At 32.8% G+C, this 24585-nt stretch carries 24 protein-coding genes; 17 read left to right on the top strand and 7 right to left on the bottom strand.

Going from position 1 to position 24585, the window contains the following annotated elements:
- Positions 1 to 32: 32 nt before the first annotated feature.
- From RM519_RS01495 to RM519_RS01485, 3 genes are read right to left on the bottom strand one after another with little or no spacing between them, the layout of a single operon-like run.
- On the bottom strand, positions 33 to 584 hold the full coding sequence (locus tag RM519_RS01495; protein ID WP_311591720.1) for a DUF4252 domain-containing protein: 552 nt from the start codon (positions 582 to 584) through the stop codon (positions 33 to 35).
- Between the two features lie 15 nt (positions 585 to 599).
- Positions 600 to 1022 carry a PG0215 family putative anti-sigma factor gene (locus tag RM519_RS01490; RefSeq protein ID WP_311591718.1) on the bottom strand — a complete coding sequence of 141 codons (423 nt, stop codon included), beginning with the start codon at positions 1020 to 1022 and terminating at the stop codon, positions 600 to 602.
- Positions 1003 to 1518, bottom strand: coding sequence for an RNA polymerase sigma factor (locus tag RM519_RS01485; protein ID WP_311591717.1), 516 nt, complete (start codon positions 1516 to 1518; stop codon positions 1003 to 1005). Before RM519_RS01485 ends, RM519_RS01490 begins: the two co-directional genes overlap by 20 nt.
- Before the next feature lie 139 nt (positions 1519 to 1657).
- Here RM519_RS01485 and RM519_RS01480 point away from each other — a divergent pair, with 139 nt between their 5' ends.
- Positions 1658 to 3142 carry a GFO_1087 family putative carboxy terminal peptidase gene (locus RM519_RS01480; RefSeq protein ID WP_311591716.1) on the top strand — a complete coding sequence of 495 codons (1485 nt, stop codon included), beginning with the start codon at positions 1658 to 1660 and terminating at the stop codon, positions 3140 to 3142.
- Here RM519_RS01480 and RM519_RS01475 read toward each other — a convergent pair whose 3' ends face one another.
- Entirely contained in the window at positions 3143 to 4066 is a 924-nt protein-coding gene (locus tag RM519_RS01475) for a patatin-like phospholipase family protein (RefSeq protein ID WP_311591715.1), read from the bottom strand.
- A gap of 90 nt (positions 4067 to 4156) precedes the next feature.
- On the opposite strand from RM519_RS01475, the gene RM519_RS01470 reads away from it, so the two are divergent.
- From RM519_RS01470 to RM519_RS01405, 14 genes are all read left to right on the top strand, one after another.
- Positions 4157 to 5197 (top strand): WD40/YVTN/BNR-like repeat-containing protein, encoded by a 1041-nt coding sequence (locus RM519_RS01470; RefSeq protein WP_311591714.1) that lies wholly within the window; start codon positions 4157 to 4159, stop codon positions 5195 to 5197.
- Between the two features lie 5 nt (positions 5198 to 5202).
- Positions 5203 to 5754: a hypothetical protein gene (locus tag RM519_RS01465; RefSeq protein WP_311591713.1), complete on the top strand. Its 552-nt coding sequence runs from the start codon at positions 5203 to 5205 to the stop codon at positions 5752 to 5754.
- 44 nt (positions 5755 to 5798) lie between these two features.
- Entirely contained in the window at positions 5799 to 7031 is a 1233-nt protein-coding gene (pepT, locus tag RM519_RS01460; protein ID WP_311591712.1) for a peptidase T, read from the top strand.
- Positions 7032 to 7212: 181 nt separating this feature from the next.
- Positions 7213 to 8421, top strand: a complete 1209-nt coding sequence (lysA, locus tag RM519_RS01455) for a diaminopimelate decarboxylase (RefSeq protein ID WP_311591711.1) — start codon at positions 7213 to 7215, stop codon at positions 8419 to 8421.
- A gap of 53 nt (positions 8422 to 8474) precedes the next feature.
- Positions 8475 to 8933, top strand: a complete 459-nt coding sequence (locus RM519_RS01450; protein ID WP_311591710.1) for an SRPBCC family protein — start codon at positions 8475 to 8477, stop codon at positions 8931 to 8933.
- Positions 8934 to 9263: 330 nt separating this feature from the next.
- Positions 9264 to 11714 (top strand): bifunctional aspartate kinase/homoserine dehydrogenase I, encoded by a 2451-nt coding sequence (gene thrA / locus RM519_RS01445; RefSeq protein ID WP_311591709.1) that lies wholly within the window; start codon positions 9264 to 9266, stop codon positions 11712 to 11714.
- Between the two features lie 17 nt (positions 11715 to 11731).
- Positions 11732 to 12661 carry a homoserine kinase gene (locus tag RM519_RS01440; RefSeq protein WP_311591708.1) on the top strand — a complete coding sequence of 310 codons (930 nt, stop codon included), beginning with the start codon at positions 11732 to 11734 and terminating at the stop codon, positions 12659 to 12661.
- A gap of 185 nt (positions 12662 to 12846) precedes the next feature.
- A complete protein-coding gene (gene thrC / locus RM519_RS01435; protein WP_311591707.1) occupies positions 12847 to 14181 on the top strand; it encodes a threonine synthase in 1335 nt (444 codons plus the stop codon).
- Positions 14182 to 14272: 91 nt separating this feature from the next.
- Complete coding sequence (locus RM519_RS01430) at positions 14273 to 15028, top strand: coiled-coil domain-containing protein (RefSeq protein WP_311591706.1); 756 nt, start codon at positions 14273 to 14275, stop codon at positions 15026 to 15028.
- A gap of 2 nt (positions 15029 to 15030) precedes the next feature.
- The gene (locus RM519_RS01425) at positions 15031 to 15288 is read left to right on the top strand and encodes a hypothetical protein (protein ID WP_311591705.1); all 258 of its coding nucleotides are present in this window, start codon (positions 15031 to 15033) and stop codon (positions 15286 to 15288) included.
- 3 nt (positions 15289 to 15291) lie between these two features.
- Positions 15292 to 16269, top strand: a complete 978-nt coding sequence (locus tag RM519_RS01420) for an NAD-dependent epimerase/dehydratase family protein (RefSeq protein ID WP_311591704.1) — start codon at positions 15292 to 15294, stop codon at positions 16267 to 16269.
- A complete protein-coding gene (locus RM519_RS01415) occupies positions 16266 to 17015 on the top strand; it encodes a DUF1295 domain-containing protein (protein WP_311591703.1) in 750 nt (249 codons plus the stop codon). Before RM519_RS01420 ends, RM519_RS01415 begins: the two co-directional genes overlap by 4 nt.
- Positions 17016 to 17060: 45 nt before the next feature.
- Complete coding sequence (locus RM519_RS01410) at positions 17061 to 19280, top strand: efflux RND transporter permease subunit (RefSeq protein ID WP_311591702.1); 2220 nt, start codon at positions 17061 to 17063, stop codon at positions 19278 to 19280.
- Positions 19281 to 19283: 3 nt separating this feature from the next.
- On the top strand, positions 19284 to 20021 hold the full coding sequence (locus RM519_RS01405; protein WP_311591701.1) for an outer membrane lipoprotein-sorting protein: 738 nt from the start codon (positions 19284 to 19286) through the stop codon (positions 20019 to 20021).
- A 19-nt stretch (positions 20022 to 20040) separates the two neighbouring features.
- Here RM519_RS01405 and RM519_RS01400 read toward each other — a convergent pair whose 3' ends face one another.
- Genes RM519_RS01400 through RM519_RS01390 form a run of 3 tightly spaced genes read right to left on the bottom strand, consistent with a single transcriptional unit; the run spans position 20041 to position 22689 of the window.
- Positions 20041 to 20682 carry an SRPBCC family protein gene (locus tag RM519_RS01400; RefSeq protein ID WP_311591700.1) on the bottom strand — a complete coding sequence of 214 codons (642 nt, stop codon included), beginning with the start codon at positions 20680 to 20682 and terminating at the stop codon, positions 20041 to 20043.
- On the bottom strand, positions 20675 to 21820 hold the full coding sequence (locus tag RM519_RS01395) for a sulfotransferase family protein (RefSeq protein ID WP_311591699.1): 1146 nt from the start codon (positions 21818 to 21820) through the stop codon (positions 20675 to 20677). Before RM519_RS01395 ends, RM519_RS01400 begins: the two co-directional genes overlap by 8 nt.
- An 11-nt stretch (positions 21821 to 21831) precedes the next feature.
- Positions 21832 to 22689 (bottom strand): hydroxymethylglutaryl-CoA lyase, encoded by an 858-nt coding sequence (locus RM519_RS01390; RefSeq protein ID WP_311591698.1) that lies wholly within the window; start codon positions 22687 to 22689, stop codon positions 21832 to 21834.
- A gap of 83 nt (positions 22690 to 22772) precedes the next feature.
- Here RM519_RS01390 and RM519_RS01385 point away from each other — a divergent pair, with 83 nt between their 5' ends.
- Positions 22773 to 23126 (top strand): hypothetical protein, encoded by a 354-nt coding sequence (locus tag RM519_RS01385; RefSeq protein WP_311591697.1) that lies wholly within the window; start codon positions 22773 to 22775, stop codon positions 23124 to 23126.
- On the top strand, positions 23123 to 24583 hold the full coding sequence (locus RM519_RS01380) for a M20 family peptidase (protein WP_311591696.1): 1461 nt from the start codon (positions 23123 to 23125) through the stop codon (positions 24581 to 24583). The genes RM519_RS01385 and RM519_RS01380 overlap by 4 nt, the downstream gene beginning before the upstream one ends.
- Positions 24584 to 24585: the final 2 nt, after the last annotated feature.

Genomic DNA, 24585 nt, shown 5'->3' with positions numbered 1-24585 from the left:
ACCCACTAATAAGTGGGTTTCGATATGTTGTTTTATTTGTTTTCTTTCTTCACATCTTTTAAATGCTCCGATCCAGAAATATTCATGCCTTCTGTTAATTCTGCAATTTTATTTAAGTCAATATCTCCTGTTAAAGATACGATCACTGCTTCTGCACTTCGACCATTCATTCCTTCGACATGTTTTTCTATTCCGTTAACGAACATTAATAATTCTTTTACGTGATCATCATCTCTTCCTTCTTTGATGTAAATTCTCACATTTGCATCTTTATCATTAATTCTCATTAATTCAGATAACTTAGAAGATTTCAAATATTTGTCTACAGTAGATTGCATATCGCTAGCGATGTCCGAATTTTCAGTAGTAAATACTTTCAATCCATCTAAACCACCAACCATATCTATATATTCTGCAGCCTCATCACTTCCGCCACCAAATTTGCCCATTAATTCGAACATTTTCTTGCTTACAACTACTGTTGTTACATCCTCTTCACCATCATACTTATCAAATACAGATGACTGTGCGTTACTAAATAATGGTGTTAATGCTATTGCTATTATTAAAATTACTTTTTTCATGATTCTCTAATTTTACTAAGGTTGTTTAAAAATTTTGTTTGCTGTTGTTTCGTACTCTCCCAAATAGGTTACTGCTGTTGTTCCTTTATTTATGTTTTTAGACAATAACTGGAACGCCATTTGAGTTTGTGCCAAGGCCTCATTAGCCTGATTTGCTTGATACTGATTGTATCCCGTGTAAACGCTGAATAATAATACTACAGATGCTGCCACCGATAACCATTTCCAATTCGTCTTTTCAGTTTTTAATTGAATAGTTTTAGTATAACGTTCTGATTTATTCTCAGCAAAATATCCGAACAATGCTTTGTAACCTTCTAGGTGTGCTGGTATTTTTCGATCACTTGTAAAGTAATCACTTAAAACCGTCTCTTCCTTTATTGTTGTCTCAGCATTTAGATACTTTTCTAACAATTGTTCAATTTTGTTTGATTCCATAATTGTGTTGTTTTATCAATTGTTCTCTTATTGTTTTTCTCGCCCTAGATAAAGCCACCCTAACCGCAGTTGGCTTTAACTCAAGCATTTTTCCTATTTCTTCAAATTCGTATTGTTCTACATCTCTAAGTTGAATAATCATTCGTTGTTGATCTGGCAAATTTTCTATTAGTTTATGTACAATAGAAACACTGTCTATCAATTCCGTTTTACGGTCTAGAGAAGTATCTTTTTCTCTATAATTGCTATGTACCAATGATAAATTTGTTGCTTGTTTCGATTTTAATCGATCAAAACAATAATTTTTTGTCATGGTCATGGCAAACGCTTCAACATTTTTATAAGAACCTATTTTTTCTTTATTCCTCCATAGCTTCAAAAACAACTCTTGTGTTGCGTCCTCAGCCTCTTCACTAGAAACAAGCAATCTTTTTGCTAGTCTAAAAACCTTATCTTTAAAAGGCATTACAGTGTTTAAAAACTCCGCTTGTTTCATTATTCGTTTAGTCTTGTTAGTAGTTTTATTTGCTTTCTTATTATTACGACGACCTATTATCTATTTTGTTACAAAGCAAATTAATTTTGTAATCTTTTTGCTTAACTTGCGACTCTAAAATATTAAAAACCCTAGCTATATGAAAAATATTCAATTTTACGCCTCTTTAATTATACTTTCAATCTTTCTTATAAACTGTAGTAGTGACGACGACGATGTTGTCACCCCTCTTGCTACTCCAGAACCGGATCCTGTAGCAACTGTTGATTTAGAAATTGAGAATTTTATTTGGAAAGGACTTAATTTATATTATTTATGGCAGCAAGATGTTCCCGATTTGTCGGACACAAAGTTTACTACACAAATTGAATTAGATGCTTACTTAGCACCGTATGATGGAAAGCATGAAGAATTATTTGAAAACTTATTGCACAATGAAGATGAGTTTTCTTGGATAGTAGATGACTATAACGTACTAGACCAACAACTTAGAGGTGGAGTAAGTTCTACAACTGGAATGGATATCCGATTATCATATATTGATTCGAATAGCCCAAATCTTGTGGCTTTTGTTCGATATATATTACCAAATTCGGCAGCCGATGATAAAAATATTAAAAGAGGAGACTTTTTTCAAAAAGTAGACGGTCAGCAGTTAACAATAAACAATTATTTTGCATTATTATTTGAATCTGAATCTTACACTATTGAATTGACAGATTACAATAATGGTGTTTTTACCAATACTGGAACAGAAATTCTCCTAATTAAAGAAGAATTAGCGGAAAACCCTGTGCATATAGTAAAAACTATTGATAATGGTAGCGATAAGGTAGGTTATATTATGTACAATCAATTTTTAAGTACATATGATAGTGATTTAAACACTGCATTTGGCACTTTAAAAGCCGAAGGCGTATCAGACTTAGTATTAGACTTAAGATACAACTCAGGAGGGCAAGTTTCTTCTGCAATTAATTTGTCAAGTATGATTACTGGACAATTTGAAAATGAAGTATTTTCAGTTCAGAGATGGAATGATAAAGTGAACGATTACTTCACAGCTGAGTACGGTTCTGATTATTTCACTTACTTTTTTAGCAACAGCATGGAGTCTGGTGAAGCTATTAATAATTTAAACATGAATAAAGTTATTATTCTTACTTCATCGAGCACCGCATCATCAAGTGAATTAGTTATTAATGGTTTAGACCCGTATATCGAAGTTATTCTTATCGGTGACACAACAGTTGGAAAAACTTGGGGGTCTTTAACACTTTATGATTCACCAGATTACACAAACAAGGACGATATTAATCCAAATCATACTTGGGCAATGCAACCTTTAGTAGTGGAGACTCAAAATAGTGTGGGATATAACAATAAAACTGGATTTATACCAGATTATGAATTATTAGAATATGCAAGTAACTTAGGAGTATTGGGTGATCCAAACGAACCTTTACTTTCAAAGGCATTAGAAATATTAGATCCAAGCACAAAATATGGATTAGATAAGCTTGATGAAGAATTAATCGGACATGAATATTTCACAGATTCGAAAAAAGAATCCGCTATTGGAAATAATATGTTTATCGAATTAAAAGACGGATTTATAAAATAGTTATTCTAAATCCATCTTTAACTCATTCATAATTTCATTATGTTGGTTTTTAGCATATTTGAATCCTTGAGACCACCACAAACTCATTAGTTTTTTATCAAAAACTAATGAGTTTGTGGTTAATACAGTAGGCGTATAATATAAATTCAATTTAACATCGTGTTGTTTGGCATATAATTTACCGATGGTAATATTATGTTTTTCTACATGATCCATCATAAAATCATGCGTATTCATTAGAACAGAAAAAGGGCTTTTAGCAGGTATTCTATTCACTTGAGTCAATTCTGTTTCTAAAATAATTACATCAACTTCTTTCGCTCCTCTTTTAATAGCTTCTCTTATCGGAACTAAACATCCAAAACCACCATCTGCGTAATGACATCCATTTTTACGCATTAAACTCATAAAAGGCACATAATTACAAGAAGCCCAAATCCAATCTCTAAAATCGTCATAAGTGCAATCATCTACCGATTTATATTCAATTGAGTTCGAGGAAATATTAGAAACCGTTACCACTGCGTCTTTAGTTGAAGTTTTTACTTCATTAAAATAGTTCTCCGTAATCTTTTGGCGAATTAACCTTCGTAAGTTCTTACTCTCTCCGAAAGTTTTTCTTCCCCGCAAAAAATTCCAAATAACATTCAAATGATTAATTCCAACAACAGTATTTCCATTCACTTTTTTTACAGTAATAGGACAATTACTAAAAATAGTGCGCTGAGAAACATTGGTATATATTTCTTTTAATTCATCTAATTTTCCTAAGGCCAAATGAATAACCATCAGGCTACCTGTAGATGTTCCTAAAAACAAATCGTATTTCTTTTTCTCGTTCTGGATTAAATACTGGGCTACACCGCCTGCAAAGGCGCCCTTACTTCCTCCGCCGGAAATAACCAATGCTTTTTTTTCTTTCATAAATACACGCTATATTTCTATCTTAAATTTATAAAACAAATTCATCATTAACAAAACTAAACGATTAAATTAGTGGCTTAATTTTGAACTATGCATAAACTAACTACTTTATTAATTTGTTTCACAATTCTTATTTCTTGTACAAAAGAATATACACCTCGTGAAATTAATAACATTTCTATTAATGAAATTAAAATGGACAGCACTAGCATACGAGCCATTCATGCCATAAGTAAACACGAAGTTGTTTTTGCTGGCTCTAAAGGCGATATAGGGTTCACAGAGGATGGCGGAGCAGCATGGAAATTCATAAATATACAATATCAAGACACCATAATTCCGCATTTCAGGAGCATTACAAAAACAAAAACAAGCCTTTTTGTACTTTCTGTTGCAAATCCTGCTTTACTTTATAAAATCGAAAATGGAGCAACTTCTTTAGTCTATAAGGAAAATCATCCAAAAGTGTTTTATGACGCTATGACTTTTGTAAATGACAATGTAGGAATTGCCATTGGGGACCCCATTGATGGTTGTACTTCTATCATCATGACCACAGACGGAGGTAATAATTGGAATAAAATTGACTGCTCTGACTTACCACAAGTTAACGAAGGCGAAGCCTCTTTTGCAGCAAGTAATACTAATATTTCTTTTTTTAAAAATTCGATATGGGTAGTAACAGGTGGTGAAAAAGCAAGAGTTCTAAAATCAGAGGATTTAGGAAAGACTTGGAGTATTTTTGACACACCAATAGTACAAGGCAGTGGACCTCAAGGAATCTATTCCGTTGATTTTTATGATGAAAATAATGGAATTGTTATAGGTGGAGACTATTCCAAACCAGAAGAGAACAAGGCAAATGTTGCCATAACAAAAGATGGTGGTAAAACATGGACGCTTGTCGCTGATGGCATAAATCCTAATTATAAAAGTTGTGTACAATATATACCTGGTACAAAAGGAAATGAAGTCATTGCTGTTGGAAAAACAGGAGTTTCTTTTTCTAATGATGGTGGCCAAACTTGGAAAGACGTAAGTTCTGATAGTTATTATGCCATTCAATTTGTAGATGAAAATACGGCTTGGTTATCTGGGCATGAAAAAATTGGTAAATTAGAATTGAAGTAATAGAAATGAAAAATTTCCTTTTACTTATTATTTTGGTTTCAGTTTTTTCAACAAGCTGCACAGAACGTCTTTCGTTGGCGAATGAATTGGCATGTAAAACAATTCCTAGCCTACAAGGTACAATTGAAAAGAAAGATTTCAAGAATAAATTTTCGATAGACATTCCTAAAACTTGGAAACACAAAGGATATTATGACGATTATCAATCTTCCATTTTTGCCGCAGACACGATTAGGGAATTGTCAAAATCATTTATTTTAGATATTGCATATAAGTACAGTGTTATTAACATTGATAAAGAATTTTCAAAAGAAATCAATAAGGAAAATTCTTTAAATGTTCTTAAATCTAATATGGAAATATTCAAAGAAAAACCAAGTTATTGGCAAGTATCCAAAGGAATTAAAAACGGCTACGTTTTACATGAATTTCAGCATTTTATTCAAGATAAAACTTTTGGATACATTGAAGTTAAAGTAGAATTTTACGGTGAAAAAATGGTTGACGAGCGTTTATGTGAAGCGTTGGAAATAATTAATTCCATTGAATTCAATTAAGAGACCTGCAATAACTACTTTTACAAACAAAATTTATCATTCCAATGCAACACATCATAGATCGTTTTATCAGTTATGTAACAATAGATACCCAATCTGATCCCAATAATCCAGCATTTCCTAGTACTGAAAAGCAATGGGATTTAGCACATTTGCTGGTAGATGAATTAAAACAGATTGGATTAAGTGATATAACCTTAGATGATAACTGTTATATCATGGCCACATTACCAAGTAATGTAAACCATCAAGTACCTACTATTGGTTTTGTTGCACATATAGATACGAGTCCAGATTATACTGGAACCAATGTAAAGCCACAAATCCATCCGAATTATGATGGAATGGATATTATTTTAAATACTGAAGAAAACATTGTGTTATCACCAAGTTATTTTGAGGACTTACTTTTATATAAGGGGCAGACTTTAATAACTACCGATGGTACTACCCTCTTGGGTGCAGATGACAAAGCAGGTGTTACTGAAATTGTTTCTGCTATGGAATATTTGATTCAGCATCCTGAAATAAGACATGGAGAAATTAGAATTTGTTTCACTCCTGATGAAGAAGTTGGAAAAGGAGCACATAAATTTGATGTCGCCAAATTTGGAGCTGAATGGGCGTATACTATGGATGGTAGCCAAGTTGGTGAATTGGAATATGAAAATTTCAATGCTGCTGGCGCTGTAGTGACCATAAACGGAAAAATTGTACACCCAGGTTATGCCAAGGGCAAAATGATCAATTCAATGCTTATAGCAAAAGATTTCATTGCTGCTTTGCCTCAGAATGAAATACCACAGGAGACAACAGGTTACGAAGGTTTTTTTCATTTATGTGATATGCAAGGTGAAGTTGAAAAAACCACTTTAGAATACATCATTCGAGACCATGATATGGAATTGTTTGAAAACAAAAAGAATCAATTTAAACAAGTTGCTAAAGATTTGAACAAACATTTAGGTCAAGAATTGGTTCAAATAGAAATCAAAGACCAATATTATAACATGCGAGAAAAGGTAGAGCCTGTTATACATATTGTAAATATTGCAGAAGAAGCAATGAAAGAACTAGACATTAAGCCATTGATTAAAGCAATTCGCGGAGGAACAGATGGTTCACAATTATCTTATATGGGATTACCATGCCCTAATATTTTTGCAGGCGGGCATAATTTTCATGGACGCTATGAATATGTGCCTGCAGAGTCTATTGTAAAAGCGATGAATGTTATCGTTAAAATTGCGGAGTTAACTGCAGAAAAGTATCGATAGTTAATTACTATTTTTTGGCCGAGACAAATATTTAAAAGTATTCCACTGTTACTTGCAGTCAGTTTTAATTATTGATTTTGTTAAATAATTAACAACTTGAATAAATTTGAATAATTTTTAAGATTCCTCTTGCCATCAACATAAATAATTGAATATTTGCCCTTTAAATTTTAGTACAGGAATGGAACAACAACATCTTTTAAATTTAGTCGAAGAACACGGCAGTCCTTTATATGTTTATGACGCCAATGTTATTGAAGCACAATACAAGCGTATGGCGAATGCTTTTTCGTCTGTTGACAATCTTAGAATCAACTACGCCGTAAAAGCAAACACCAATTTGGCTATTTTAAAAGTATTGAAATCATTAGGATCTGGAGTAGATGCCGTATCAATTCAAGAGGTGCAATTGTGTTTAAAAGCAGGTTTTACAACAGAGCAAATTTTCTATACACCCAGCGGAATATCATTTGAAGAGGTTGAAAAAGCCGTTGACTTAGGTGTACAAATCACATTAGATAATCTTTCTATTTTAGAACGATTTGGAAATACATACCCAGATATTCCAGTATGTCTACGTATCAATCCACACGTAATGGCGGGTGGGAATCATAAAATTTCTGTTGGCCATATAGATTCTAAATTTGGAATCTCTATTTATCAAATCAAAAATATAAAAGAGGTTATTGCCAAAACTGGAACTATTATCAATGGAATTCATATGCATACGGGTTCTGACATTTATAATATTGATGCTTTTGTACAAGCGACAGAGATTTTATTAGATGTTGTTAAAGAATTTGAGCATATAGAATTTGTTGACTTCGGAAGTGGATTCAAAGTACCATATAAAGAAGGTGACAACGAAACCAACATCGAACGTATGGGAGAACAAATCTCTGAAAGGTTTAATCAGTTCTGTGTTGAGTACGGAAAAGATTTAACACTCATCTTCGAACCTGGAAAATTCTTGGTAAGTGCTTCAGGAAATCTATTAACTCAGGTAAATGTAGTTAAGCCAACTCCAAACATTGTTTTTGTTGGGGTAGATAGTGGTCTTAATCATTTAATAAGACCGATGATGTATGACGCTTATCATCATATTACCAATGTAACAAATAGTAATGATAGCGAGCAAAAAGTTTATTCAGTTGTAGGTTATATTTGTGAAAATGACACCTTTGGTCACAACAGAAAAATGAACAAGGTATCGGAAGGTGATATTTTACGTATTCACAATGCTGGCGCTTATAGTTTTTCAATGTCTTCTAATTATAATTCGCGCTATAGAACGGCAGAAGTTATGACCTACAAAGGCAAAGACTATTTAATTAGAGAGCGAGAAACTTTTGAAGATTTATTGAAAAATCAAGTAGAAATCACCTTATAATTTCTACATGCATATAACACAGAAAGTTTATCTTTATGGTAAACTTTTTTGCTATGGCTTTTTATCAATTCATAAGAACGCAACAAATTAATGCATCTGTAGAAGACGTCTGGAATTTTATTTCAAATCCTGCGAACCTTAAAAAAATAACACCTGACTATATGGGCTTTGATATAACATCATCTGAGTTGCCTGAAAAAATGTATGAAGGCATGATTATAAGTTATAAAGTATCTCCACTTCTTGGAATAAAAACAACTTGGGTAACAGAGATTACTAAAGTAAAAGATAACGACTATTTTATAGATGAACAACGTGTTGGCCCTTATAAATTATGGCATCACCAACATAAAATCATTCAAAATTCAGATGGAGTGCTGATGGAGGATATTGTTAGTTATGCCCCTCCTTTTGGAGTTTTAGGCAAAATCGCAAATCATCTTATAATTCAGAAAAAACTACAAGAAATTTTTAATTATAGAGAAAAAGCAATGATTAAGGAGTTCGGATAATTCTTACAATTCCGTTTTATTAATTTAGCACTTGTTTTTAGTTTAAATCAACAATTGGAAAGCAACAAATTAACAATTCCACAAAAATTTTGTATTCCTATTAGATTACTAGAATTTATGCTACATTTGTTGCCGATGTCAAACAACAATACAAATACAACTTCTTTTATGACCCGTTCTATGGGGCGTATTGCTATGACAACTATCACAACGATGACCCTTTAGGGTTATATTCATTTACATATCATCGCATACCGATTTTCCGTTTTTAAGGATTAAAACGAAGCAATCAACAAAACATCATCGTTGAAAAACATTAAAAGAAACATCATGAAAATATTGAAATTTGGAGGTACTTCCGTAGCAACTGCAGAAAGCATACAACAAGTTATTGCGATCTCCAAGAACAGTGCACAAAACGAAAAAGTAGCAGTCGTAGTTTCTGCGCTTGGTGGTACCACTGATATTTTATTAAAAGCAGGAATAAAAGCAGAAAATAAAGATCAAAGTTATTTAGAAGACCTCAATGCTCTAGAACTTAGACATATTAATACTGTAAAGGAATTAATTGTAGACAGTCATCAAGAAGAAGTTATTGATGAAGTTCAATCTCAATTTAGTCAATTGGCAAGTATTTTAGAAGGAATTTATTTAATCAATGAATTCTCTAATAAAACAAAGGACAAGATAGCTTCATTTGGCGAATTGCTTTCATCTTACATCATTGCGGAAACTATGAAGAGTCAAGGTTTGGATGCTACAAGAAAGAACGCGCAAGAATTAATAACTACAGATGCAACATTTACAAATGCAAAAGTAAATTATAATATTACTGAGAAGAAAATTGCAGATTATTTCAATGCAAGCAGTACTGCTATAACTGTATTACCTGGATTCGTTGCGAATACATTGAATGGAGAAACGACTACGCTAGGTCGTGGTGGTTCTGATTTTACAGCATCCATTTTAGCGAAAGCATTAGAAGCAGAAGAATTAGAAATCTGGACAGATGTTAGTGGAATGTACACAGCTAATCCAAAGTTGGTAAAACATGCAAAACCGATTGAGCATATTTCATATCACGAAGCAATGGAATTATCTCATTTTGGCGCTAAAGTTCTCTTCTCTCCTACTATTCAACCAGTTTTAGAAAAACAAATTCCAATTAGAATTAAAAATACTTTTGAACCAGAAGCAAAAGGAACATTCATTACTCAAAACACCAATGGCGTTGCTGCTCCGGCAAAAGGAATAAGTCATGTTGAAAATGTCGCTTTAATTACTATTGAAGGCTCCGGTATGATTGGAATTCCTGGGTTTACTAAAAGGATTTTGGAAGTATTATCAAGCGCGGGAATTAATGTTTCATTAGTAACACAAGCCTCTTCTGAACACTTTCTTTGCATGGGAATTGATAGCAAAGATGTTACTGAGGCCAAAGAATTGTTTGAAGAAGCCTTTGCCTATGATTTAGCACAAGGTATTGTTGATCCGTTAATTATTGAAGACGGTTTAGCTATTATTGCCTTAGTTGGTGATAATATGAAATCGCATCAAGGTATTAGTGGAAAAATGTTCTCTACATTGGGTAGAAACAATGTAAATATTCGTGCCATTGCTCAAGGTGCTTCCGAAAAAAATATAACCGCTGTAATAGAGCAAAAAGATGTTAAAAAAGCATTGAACACTTTGCACAATGTATTTTTTGAAGGAGACACGAAACAATTAAATTTGTTTGTAGTTGGAGTTGGAAATGTCGGTGGAAAACTATTAGAACAAATTCAACAACAACAAAAATTCTTAGCAGAAGAGCAACACTTAGAAGTAAGAGTAATTGCAGTTGCAAATTCAAAGAAAATGCATTTTAACCCAGAAGGGATTGATTTAGATTCTTGGAAGGACACGCTTGTAAATACTGGTGAAGTCTTAGATATGGATGCTTTTTTAAATAAGGTAAACGAATTGAATTATCGAAACTCAATTTTTGTTGATAATACGGCAAATGAATCTGTATCATTGCGTTATGCGGATTATTTAAAGAATAGTATTGCAGTTGTTGCATGTAACAAAATTGCATGTTCTTCGGATTATAACAATTATCAGAACTTAAAGTTTTTAGCAAAAAAATATAGTGCCCCTTTCCTTTTTGAAACAAACGTAGGTGCAGGATTACCAATTATAGACACCTTGAAAAACTTGGTAATGTCTGGTGACAGAGTAACGAAGATTCAAGCCGTATTATCCGGTAGTTTAAACTTTATATTCAACAACTTTGTAGGTGATGCTAAATTTGAAGATATTGTTGATGAGGCTGGAAAGCAAGGTTACACCGAACCAGATCCAAGAATTGATTTAAGTGGAGTTGATGTAATGCGTAAAATTTTGATTTTAGCGAGAGAAAGTGGTAATGTTTTGGAATTAAAGGATATTAAAAACGATTCATTTTTACCTGCTTCTAGTTTGGCAGCGGATTCTGTTCAAGACTTTTTAGATACGTTACCAAAAGAATCTGCTCATTTTAATGCTATAAGAGATGCAGCAGCAGTTAAAGGTGCCCGTTTAAAATATGTAGCAGAATTTGACAATGGAAAAGGAAAAGTGGGATTACAGCACATTCCTTCTGATCATCCTTTTTATAATTTAGATGGTTCTGATAACATTGTGTTATTCTTTACAGAACGATACAGTGAGCAACCTTTAATTATTAAAGGAGCAGGTGCTGGAGCAGCGGTAACAGCTTCTGGCTTGTTTGCAGATATTATTAGAATTGGAAATAAATAGCATTCTAAAATAAGGTTATGAAAGAAATAAAAATATTCTCACCAGCAACCGTTGCTAATGTATCCTGTGGTTTTGATGTTTTAGGGTTTTGTTTAGATACAGTCGGTGATGTAATGACGGTGCGTAAAACAAAAGCCAAAGGAATTGCAATCACTAAGATTGAAGGTGCATCATTACCTTATGAGCCTGAAAATAACGTAGCCGGTGTTGCCGCTAAAGCAATACTAGATGCAGCCGATAATCCGTTTGGTGTAGAAATTGAAATATACAAAAACATAAAACCTGGAAGTGGTGTTGGTAGTTCATCGGCAAGCGCATCGGGTACCGTTTGGGCCATTAATGAATTACTTGGTAGACCATTTAACAAACAAGAATTAACTGCGTTTGGAATGAAAGGTGAAGCCCTAGCAAGTGGCGCTGAACACGCAGATAATGTAGCACCCGGTATTTTTGGAGGATTTACACTTGTAAAACAATTAAATCCTTTAAAAGTAGTGCAATTACCTACACCTTCAGAAATGTGGGCAACCATTATTCATCCCCAAATTGAAGTTAAAACGGCCGAGGCGCGCGCTATTTTACCCAAAGAGGTTTCTTTACAAAAAGCCATTAAACAATGGGCCAATGTTGGAAGTTTTATAAGTGGCTTGTATGATGAAGATTATGAATTAATATCAGATTCACTAATAGACAATATTGTTGAACCACATCGCTCGCAATTAATCCCATATTTTGATGAAGTCAAAAAAGCAATGTTAGATAATGGTGCACTTGGTGCAGGAATATCAGGGTCTGGCCCCTCTATTTTCTCTTTATGTAAAGGTGAAGCCACAGCAATGAAGGTTGCAGAGGTAATTAATAAAGTATACGAAAGCACTGAAATTGAGTTTGATATTTATGTTTCTAAAATAAATACAAGCGGAGTTAAAGTTTTGAATTTAAAATAAATAGATTCTTCGTTTCACTCAGAATGACATTTAAACTGTCATTCTGAACTGATATATTGAGCGCAGTCGAAATGAAAGTGAAGAATCTCAACATGCAAAAATGGATTCCCGTCTACACGGTAATAACAATAACAACATATTGCTTCTTCGTTAAAAACGAATCGCAATGACGAATAAAAAGAAAAATGAACTATTATAGTCTAAATAACAACGCACCAAAAACATCTTTTAAAGATGCTGTAATTAAAGGGTTGGCTCCAGATAAAGGATTGTATTTTCCTGATCAAATTTCAGCACTTCCAAAAAATTTCTTTGAGAATATTGAATCTTATACCAATAATGAAATTGCTTTTGAACTTATAAAACAATTTGTTGGGAACGAAATTCCTGAAGATGATTTAAAAGCAATTATTGCAGATGTATTACAATTTGACTTTCCTATTGTTGAGGTAGAAAAGGATGTATATTCACTTGAGTTATTTCATGGGCCTACCATGGCTTTTAAAGATGTTGGCGCTCGCTTTATGGCGCGGTGCTTATCTTATTTTAATAAAGAAAACATAAATCATGTAACTGTATTAGTTGCGACTTCTGGAGATACTGGAGGCGCGGTCGCTAGTGGATTTTTAGGTGTAAACGGTGTAGATGTTGTCATTTTATATCCGAGTGGAAAGGTAAGTGATATTCAAGAAAACCAATTAACCACATTAGGGCAAAATATAAGAGCCTTAGAAGTTCATGGTGTTTTTGATGATTGCCAAGCCATGGTAAAGAAAGCATTTTTAGATGAATCCATTACATCAAAAATGCAGTTGACTTCGGCTAACTCTATAAATATTGCGCGATGGTTACCACAAATGTTTTATTTCGGTTTTGCGTACAAACAATTAAAGTTAAAAAATAAAGATTGTCATTCTGAGCCTGTCGAAGAATCTCAAAATAAGAAATTAGTATTTTCCATCCCATCCGGAAACTATGGAAATATTTGTGCAGGAATGATGGCTCAAAAATTAGGACTCCCTATAGATTTATTTGTTGCAAGTACCAATGCCAATAAAGTGGTAACAGATTACTTAGAAACGGGTAACTATGAACCGAAACCATCTGTACAAACAATTTCTAACGCCATGGATGTTGGAGACCCTAGTAATTTTATCAGAATTGAAAAATTGCACAATAATGATTTTGAAGTATTAAAGAGGAACCTACACTCCTACTCGTATTCCGATGGTGAAACACACGCGGCAATGCTTCATTTATTTAACAATTGTAATTATGCCGCTGATCCACATGGGGCAGTTGGTTATTTAGGCTTAAAGAAAGAAATGGAGCAATTAGAAAATGCACAAGGAATATTTTTAGAAACTGCGCATCCAATTAAATTCTTACCTGTTTTAGATGAAGATATTGCAAACTCAATCGAAATACCTGAACAAATTAAATCTGTTTTAGGAAAAGAAAAAGTTGCAACTGAAATTTCTACTTATGATGAGTTGAAAAACTTTCTATTAGAAGAATAATTCTAAAATCTATCAAATACTTCAATTTTAGAAAATGACATTTTTTTTGATTATATTTATGCTAACCAATGCTTAAATACCAATCAACTAAATGATCAAACTCTTTAATAAACCCCGAAGAAAGGCGCTTGCCGAAAGTCGTTTGGGTAAATACCTTGTTTATGCCATTGGTGAAATTTTATTGGTAGTAGTAGGCATTCTAATTGCATTGCAAATAAATACATCAAGACAAGAATATAACCAAAATCAAAAAACACGAACATACTTAATCTCTTTAAATACTGAGATTCAGTTAAACATTTCAAGACTAAATAGTAAATTAGAGGCTATACAAGAAGACATTGAAAATTCTGCCAAAGATTTAGAAGCATTAAATTCACCTGAGGCCTTTAAATTTGACGAATTAAAAATTCGTTCAATTATGGATGGTACAAGACCCATTTATGGTGTAGTCTTATCAACGTCAACCTTTGAAGATTTAATTAATTCCGGAGTTTTAGAATATTTGCACGACGAAAAGTTAAAACACGATATTCTTAAAATTGGTTCACATGTTAATTTTATTGATGAAAACTCTATAGATGCCCAACATGTTTGGGATGAATACCAACAGCCCTATTTAATGAAATACTCAGCTGTTGCAACCAATTGGGATTCTTTAAATGGTGTTAAAATTTCAAAAACAAAATTTACACGAGATAAGGAGGCTTTTATTCAAAACAGGGACTATTCAAATATTTTGGCCCTAAGAATGCGCATGCAAACTAATTATTTTGAAACCTGTGATGACATAAAAAAGATTTTAGAGAAATATTCTGTAGCAATTAACGCTTACTTAAATCAATAATTATGGGAGGGTTAACGACATTTGCATCATTAATGAACAAAGTTAAGAATCATCAAGACAGAGTTTATTATAAAAGAAAATATAGAACCATTTCGACTTCTTCACAAAGAAAAATTAAATTCCCAAAAGTATCTGATGAAGAATTGGAGATTATTAAAACAAAAATAAGAGCAAGAGCAAAAAAACAACAAATGATAAATAACGTTGCCATTTTCATAATGTGTCTTATCGTTTTTTACTTACTATTTGAATTCTTATAAGTTATGGGCGAATCTTTGAAAATTGGTCTAACAGGAGCTACAGGTCATTTAGGGAATAATGTATTGCTTCATCTTATTGAACTAGGTTATACTGTAAAATCTTTATACCGATCCTCATTAAATGTAACGCAGCACCCTAATCTCACCTGGATAAAAGGAGATTTAAAAAATGAGGACTCGTTAGAACTTTTAATAGAAAACACTTCTGTTGTAATTCATTGTGCCGGCGTAATTTCTATTGGTAATATCGCTTCTGAAAAAGTTCTTGACATCAACGTAAATGGAACTAAAAACATCATTGAAAAATGCCTTAAACATAATGTCAAACTCATTTATATAAGTTCTACCAACGCCGTAGCCGAAAGTTCTGAGAATGAAGTTTTCAATGAAGAAAGACCCTATAAAACGAATGCAGATTTTGTTTACGGTCATTCAAAAGCATTGGCAGAAGAAGCAGTTGTAACGGCTATTAAAAAAGAAGGATTAGATGCTATAATCTTAAGACCTTCAGCCATTGTAGGGCCACCTGACCATATACCGTCTCACTTTGGAAATGCCATTTTAGATTTTGCAAACGGAAAGTTTCCCTTTCTAACCTCTGGAGGCTATAATGTTGTTGATGTTAGAGATGTTACCAGAACTATTATTAATAGCATTACACTTGGAAAATCTGGTGAGATATATCTAGTAACTGGAGCATACATGAGTATTTTTGATATTGCTCAACTAGCGAATCCAACTAAAAAATTTAAAAGAATCTCATTAGATTTATTAATTGTACTGTTACCAATAATAGCACTTATAAAAAGGGCTTTTAAATTTGATTGGCCTATTAGTAAAGAGAGTTTAATAACTTTAAATTATGGCCCAAAGGTAATGGACAACAGTAAAGCAGTCCGTCTTTTAAAACATGAAATTAGACCTACTCAAGAAACCATAAATGATTTGATCAATTGGTTTAAAACAACAAATAAATTATGACTTTAGAGCATTTTTACTTGGCCTGTATCTTATGGGGACTAACCGGAATAGGTTCATTTATAGTACTTCAATTTGTGGCTGCTCCTTACGGACGTCATATAAAAAAAGGCTGGGGTCCAGAACTATCTAATAAACTGGGTTGGGTTTTAATGGAGTTACCCTCTTTTGCCATTATTTTTTATTTTTTTATTGTTTCCAACCAGAGCCCTTATGCCACAATGTTAAGCATACTTTGGTTGATTCATTATTTCAATCGCACATTTATTTACCCATTTAGAATAAGAACTAAAGGAAAAAAGATGCCAGTTTTCATCGCGCTATCCGCTGTATTTTTCAATTTAGTAAATGCAGGAACTAATGGTTATTATCTCGCTGAATTGGAGCAGTACACGGCTGTTAATTTTTCTACTTGGAATTTCTACCTTGGTATGTTACTATTTATTTTTGGCTTTATATCGAACCAAATAAGTGACCATATATTAATTCATCTTAGAAAACCTGGAGAAACAGGATATAAAATTCCAAGGGGCTATTTATTCAGGTATATCTCCTGCCCTAACCATTTTACAGAGCTTATACAATGGGCTGGTTTTGCGTTAATGGCTTGGAATATTCCTGCTACTTGTTTTTTAATTTGGACGGCCGCAAATCTAATTCCGCGTGCATTAAGGCATCATAAATGGTATCAAGAACATTTTAAAGATTATCCAATGAACAGAAAAGCATTTATACCTATGATTTGGTAGAATTCCTTTTAAAACCTTATTTTCATCCTATAATTTTCAATTATTTTGAATCAATTTTCTAAAAATATTGTTCGCTTTCGATGGTTTGTTATCGCAATAGTTACTGGATTGACCCTATTTTTTGGCAGTCAACTATCCAATTTACAAATAGATGCTGATATTTTAAGGTCTTTGCCAAAAAATGACAAGGATGCTGTTTTATTAAAGGAAATAGGTGAGAAATTTGGAGGGAACAGAATGGGTGTTATCATTTTAGAAACTGATAATATATATCAGACTTCGGTAATAGAATACGTTAAAACACTAACTGATTCTTTGAGTAAGATAAATGGTATTGGCTCAGTATCAAGTCTTACAAATATCATCAATATAAAAGGTGAAGGTTTTGGAATTGAAATTGGGAATTTGGTTGATGAATACGATATGCCAAAAACTACAGAAGATTTAGAAATCTTACGACAAAATGTTCTTAACAACAAAATGTATAAAGGCAGTATTGTGTCGGAAGACGAAACTGCTACCCTAATAATATTTACACTTACAGATGATGCTGATGTTAATACTGTTGCCAAAGAAGTTATCGAGAAATCCGAATCATTAAACCTACCAGAACATATTTATTATATAGGTTCTCCAATGTTAGTGACATACATTTCTGAATTGATGCGAAATGATTTAACCACGCTCCTACCCATTGCGTTTTTAGTTATTGCTATTGTTCTTTTAATAAGTTTCAGATCGATAAAAGGTGTCTTACTTCCATTATTAACAGCAGTAATCGCTATTATTTGGAGTTTAGGATTGATGGCTGTTTTGGGGTATAACATGTCTATGATTTCCAATAACATGCCAATTATCTTATTGGCTGTAGGAAGCGCCTACGCTATTCACGTTATCAACAGAATAGAACAAACTACTGACACGAATCACGCTGTAAGTATAGGACTTTCTTTTGTGCTTATTCCTGTGTTGCTAGCAGCAATAACTACTTCAATAGGGTTTATATCCTTTGTGTTTGGAGCTTATTTGCAAATGATTATAGACTTTGGAATCTTTACTGCGGCCGGAACTATTTTTGCTTGTTTGTTAGCGGTTTTCTTTGTTCCATCAGTGTTAGAAATTTTTAACTCAAAAAAGCTCAAGACAAATACGCTAGTTAAGAAATCAGTATTAACACCTTTTTTAAAATGGATACAAGCGTTGGTTATAAAATATCCTAAAAGAATAATTGGGTTTTGGAGTTTGATAATTGGATTTTCTATCACTGGGATTTTCTTTATTGAGCGCAGTGTCGACATTCAAGAGTATTTTAAACCGGAAAACCCCACGCGACAAGCAGAAGCCATTATGGTTGATAAATTTGGTGGAACAAAGCCAGTGTTTGTTCGTTTTAAAGGCGATATGCAAAGTCCAGAAGTATTGCAAAAAATGTGGGAAACCGCTAGTTACATGGAACAAAACGAAAACATTTATACAACCATGTCCATTGCGCATTTAATCTCAGAATTGAATTACGTAATTTCCGGAGAGCGCGCAATACCAACCGATGCTGATCAAATTGCACAATTATGGTTTTTAATTGATGGGAATGAAACCTTAAATAGATTTGTAAATGAAGATTTATCTGAAGGTATTATCATATCTAAATTTAAATCGCCCGAAAATGATGAGAAAATTGCTTTTAAAAACAAAATGAATGCATATATAGATGCTAATGCTGCTGAAGGCGTAAAAATAGATATAACAGGTATGCCTTTTGTTGATACAACCATGGACCGAAGTTTAATTAATAGTCAATTAGGAAGTATCAGTATTGCAATTGTATTTGTAATTTTAATTGTGGGCCTTATGCTAAAGTCTATTAAAAGCGGTTTACTAGCCAGTATTCCAATTGTAGCTGCTATAGTATTGCTTTTCGGAATAATGGGCTTATTTGGCATCTCATTAAATATTGCCACGGTTTTGGTGGCTAGTGTTGCTTTAGGAATTGGTATTGATTATTCAATTCATATCATTTCGCATTTTAACCACGAAATAAAAGCGAATAGCAATTCAATAATGGCTATAGAAAAATCTATTCTTATAAGTGGTAATGCTATTATTATCAATGTTATATCCGTATCTGCAGGTTTCTTAGTGCTAATTTTTTCTGACATGGTTCCGCTGCAATACTTCGGTATATTAATTGCAACCAGTATGGTAAGTTCTAGTTTAGGAGCCTTAACTTTATTACCAGCAATTTTAGTCGTTTTACATAAAAAATAATCTATGCGTTTTAACAACATTTCAACTCTATTGGTTTTATTAATTCTATTTTGCCCTCTTGAAGGTATCGCTCAAAATGGAGTGCAGTTATTAAAAGAAATGGATGCTATTATTGGAGCGGGTAAAGATAGAACAGCAACTGTTGAAATTGTTACAACAGATAAATCTGGAAAGCAAAAAATTAGAGAAGCCTCAATGAAACAATTAGGGCGTTATAAAAAATTATTTCGCTATACCAAACCAGAAAAACAAGCAGGTATTGCTACCCTTACCCTACCAGATGATATTATTTGGATGTATATGCCCGCTTTTGGAAAACCTATTAAAATCACCTTACTTAGTAAAAGTCAAGCCTTTACTGGTACTGATTTTTCTCATGAAGACATGAGCGGAACTCCTTTTGGCGATCGTTACAACCCACAACTTTTAGATAGTGAAGATGTAAATACCTACCTTATTTCCTTGAGGCCAAAAACGGATAAATCAAAATACACTAAAATTATAGTGACACTCGACAAGACGAATAAGTTCCCTCTAGAAATGAAATATTTCAATAAAAATGATGATTATTTTAAGACGGCAACGTACAATTATAAAAAATTTGGTAAGTATTGGTATGCAGAAAACGTATTGATGACAGATCATAAGAAACAACACAGTACAGCAATAACTTTAAAAGATCTTAAGTTTGATACAGGATTAAAGGATGATGAATTTTTGGTTGAAAAACTGAAAAATTAAAGACTCAACCAAGTCAGGTTTAATTTAAGAAATTGAAGTGCAGGTCCTTTTCAATTGGTTTTTCAACTAACTTCTTTAAATTAATCAACGTACTATACGGCGAATCTGTTATGAAAATATTTGATAGCCAAGCCGGAATTCCTCCACCAGGATCAATGCTCATTTGAAAAATAACTTGTAATTTGTTTTCTGCTAATTTCGTAACCTCCCAGTAACCTATTCCTTTAACTCTAACATTATTTTCCTTTTCTGGTAAGTACTCATGTAGAACAGCTATTGGAATTGATAATATTTCTAATTCAGAATTCCATCTAAAGGTGTTTTTGTAAATCCCATCTCTATTTTTAAACGGAAATGGCGCTTTTGATTCTGCATAATAAATCTGAACGGTATCGCCTTGGCGTTCTAGCAAATTAACCTCCTTTATTTTGTACCCCCAATCTTTAAAACCTTCTAGATTCTGAATTTCATATACAAACCGATGTATGGAAGTATTCATTTCTAACTGCGCTTTAAAAGCCTTAAAAGAAGTGTTCTCTTCATTTCTTGTATAAATAAATATTTCATCCTTATCCTGTATTAATTCCCAATTTTCTTGAGAATACCCAAAGGAATTAATCGCAATAAATACAAACAATAAATATTTCTGAAAACTAAGCATTATTCAAAATTTCAATATGAGCAGGAACGGAATAATTATATGTACTTGTCATAAACGCCCATTGTTCTGAAACAAGATCCAATTCCTTCTGATCTACGGACAATTTATTTTTTTTATAACTTTTCATTGCATCTATATATTTCTCAAATTTAATAGAAGCTTCATCAAACCCATTTATTTGCAATTTCTTGTAAATTTCTTTCAAGCAGTTCATCGAAGAAGATTCTAAATCATCAAAAGATAATTCGTATAAATTATCCTTTGGAATTAAGTCTTTATTTTTGAAATAATCCTGCATTAGTCTGTTATAACCTTCTATTACCAATTCATTTACCTCCTCTTTATTGATGTTTTCTAATTGTAAATGAGGCATCATTTTTCTAAAAAAATTCTGTGTAGATAAATATACATCAAACGGATTTCTATGAATATGAATAAATTTAGCATTTGGAAACATTTCTAGTAGCACATCAATCCTTGCGGTATTAGGTGGGTTTTTTGATAAAAAAATATCTCCGTTCGTGTTTTTTAGCGCTTTGCTAATTATTAATTTGTACTCTTCTATCCATTTGTTTTTATTCTCTTTATGTATTCCGTTTAATTTTATACACCTTTTAAAAATGATTGCACTTTTCTTCGGGAAAAACCAAAAAAGATAATAACTCAATGGGACACGATGTCCTATGGTAAACTCTTCCTCTTGCGGCAACTTAGGATTTAAAACAACATTGTCGCCTTCACGTTTTTCAGGAATAAGAAACTTCATAAAACCTCTAAAAAGTAAGCGACCTAACTTATTAAACAAAGTATCCGGAAATACACTTTGGTAGGTAGTTACATATCCCATTTGAGCATCTTGACTTAATAAATTATGCAAATGGGTTGTTCCACTCCTCCAATGCCCTATTATAAAAATTGGAGCGTTTTTAATAGGCTTGCCTCTAAACCTTGGATTGACAAAAACTTGTTCGTACAATCTAAAAGGGAGGTTTATTAAGTTTATGAGTAAAATAAATAAAACCTTTAAATAGTATTGTGGTGAAATATGATGAACCCTTAATACTCTGATTAAAGAAGGAAAAGAATATCCAACCAATGGAGGGAACAAAACGCCTTTATTTCTTTCTTTTTTTTTCATGAAATTTTATGCTAGCTAAATACACGCATGGCCTTATTATATGCACTTTCAAATGCTAATGGGTTCAAATTGGTGTTTGCTTTTTGCTGTGTAAAATAGGACACCAATTTCTCAGTAGGCATATTACCGGTTAAATCATCTTTTGCCATGGGACAACCACCATACCCTTTAATTGCTCCATCAAACCGCAAACAGCCGCCTTTGTAAGCCGCATCTACCTTTTCATGCCAAGAATCTGGAGTTGTATGTAAATGAGCTCCAAATTCTATTTTCGAATACTTTGGAATTAAATTAGTAAAAAGATATTCAATTGTTTCACCATCAGCAACTCCAATGGTATCAGACAATGAAAGCGTTTTAACTCCCATTTCGGACAATTTCTCTGTCCATTCAGATACAATATCAACATTCCAAGGGTCTCCATATGGATTTCCGAAACCCATAGAAAGATAAGCAACTACCTCTTTTTTAGTTTTGCTTGCCAAGTTTAACAACTCATCTAAAATAATTAAGGATTCTGCAATCGTTTTACCAGTATTCCGCATTTGAAATATTTCTGATATAGAAAATGGATACCCCAAATAATCAATTTCTTCAAAAGCACATGCGTCATTCGCCCCTCGTACATTTGCAACAATTGCCAAAAGTTTACTTGAAGTTTTGGATAGATCTAAACGCCTTAACACGTCGGCTGTATCTCTCATTTGAGGAATTGCCTTAGGAGACACAAAACTGCCAAAATCTATGGTATCAAAGCCAACATTCAACAGCATATTAATATATTGTGACTTTAATTCAGTAGAAATAAAATGAGATTTAATGCCTTGCATGGCATCTCTAGGACATTCTATAATTTTTACCTTTTCCATACGTTCAAATATACGAAAGTAATACAGCTATTACTTACTAATGAAATAACAATTCTTATATTTATACTTTTTAATTTTTACTTATGAAAAAACAGTTTTTCCTTATATCCGCTCTTGTATTGCTTTGTATTGTTTCATGTAAAAAAGAAAATAAAGTAGGCGGGCCATGTACTTATGTAGATTTAGAAATGGAAGTTAAAATAACTTTATTAGATGGAGATTTGAATGAAGATTTTATGATTTCTATGCAACCCAACGTTGAAGACCCAGGAAACGAAGTCTATAGATTGTCTAAAAAACAATTAAATAACATGGAAATTAATTTTGAATTTGAAGCTTTGAAAAGCAAGGAGAATGTTTATGTTTTAACAGAGAAGAAAATTACGGAAGGAACATGTACTCCAATAATTATATCAAAAATGCATCTTAAAAAATGAAAAAGGTTCTAATAGTATTAGCGACAGTCATTCTTCTATTTATTTGTTATTTATTTTTTAATCTTTTCACTACAAACTCAAAGCAAATAGTTGTTGCTCCTATTGATAAAATCAAAATTGATGAAGATGTTATTAAACATCTCGCCCAGGCTATTCAAATTAAAACGATCTCAACCGAAAATACAGAAGCAATTGATTTTTCGGAATTCGATAAATTCAATATCTTTTTAAAAGAAACCTATCCACTTACAGATTCTTTGTTAGATAAAAAATTATTCAATTCTTATAGTCATTTATATTTATGGAAAGGAAGTAACACTTCTTTAAAACCAATTGTTTTAATGGGACATATAGATGTTGTTCCTGTAATTGAAAAAAATAGAAAAGAATGGAAAGAGGCGCCATTTAAAGGAATTATAAAAGATGATGTTATTTGGGGCCGAGGCACTATGGACGATAAGGTAAATGTTATCGGTATTTTGGAAGCTACCGAGGCCTTGCTAAAATCAGGTTTTCAACCAGAACGAAGCATTTATTATGCATTCGGTCATGATGAAGAAATTGGTGGTAATAATGGAGCCGCTGTAATGGCAAAATATTTAGAAGACAACGATATTGAAGCGGAATTTATTTTAGACGAAGGAAGTGTAATTACACAAGGGTTAATTCCTGGTATTGACAAAGACGTGGCTTTAATTGGAATCGCAGAAAAAGGCTCTGTATCTATTCAATTATCGACAAAAATTGAAGGCGGGCACTCTTCTATGCCATCTAAAGAAACAGCCATTGATGTTTTATCTAGTGCTATTTCAAAACTCAAAACAAATCCATTCCCAGCAAAATTATCTCAACCTTTGGATGGTTTTATAGCATATCTTGGCCCAGAAATGGGTTTTCCAAATAATTTAGTTTTTGCCAATGCCGGAATATTTGAAAGTGTTATTACAGGTATTTACGAAAAAACGGCTTCTGGTAATGCCATGGTAAGAACCACTACCTCACCTACAATTTTTAATGCGGGTGTTAAAGATAATGTCATTCCACAGTCTGCTTCTGCTATGCTGAATTTTAGAATTTTACCAGGTGAAACAGTGGCATTGGTAAAAGAACGAATTGAAACTTTGATTAATGACGATAGAATTACTATCTCTGAAGGTGGCTTTAACTCAGATCCTTCTGTGGTTTCAGAAACGGAGACGGAATCTTTTAGAACTATTCATAAAACCATTAAAGAAATTTATGGTAATGATGTTTTAGTGGCTCCTACGCTGGTAGTTGCTGCTACCGATTCAAAGCATTATAAAAATGTTTCAGATAACATATACCGCTTTATTCCAGTACATATAAATCAAGATAACATTAAGGCCATTCACGGAATTAATGAACGAATTTCGGTGGATGATTTTAAAGATGTGATTCGATTTTATACCAGAATAATTGAAAATTTGGAAAAATAATG

This window comes from Urechidicola vernalis, assembly GCF_031846385.1.
In the GTDB taxonomy this organism is placed as follows: Bacteria; Bacteroidota; Bacteroidia; order Flavobacteriales; family Flavobacteriaceae; genus Urechidicola; species Urechidicola vernalis.
This window is presented reverse-complemented; position numbering and strand designations above follow the sequence as displayed.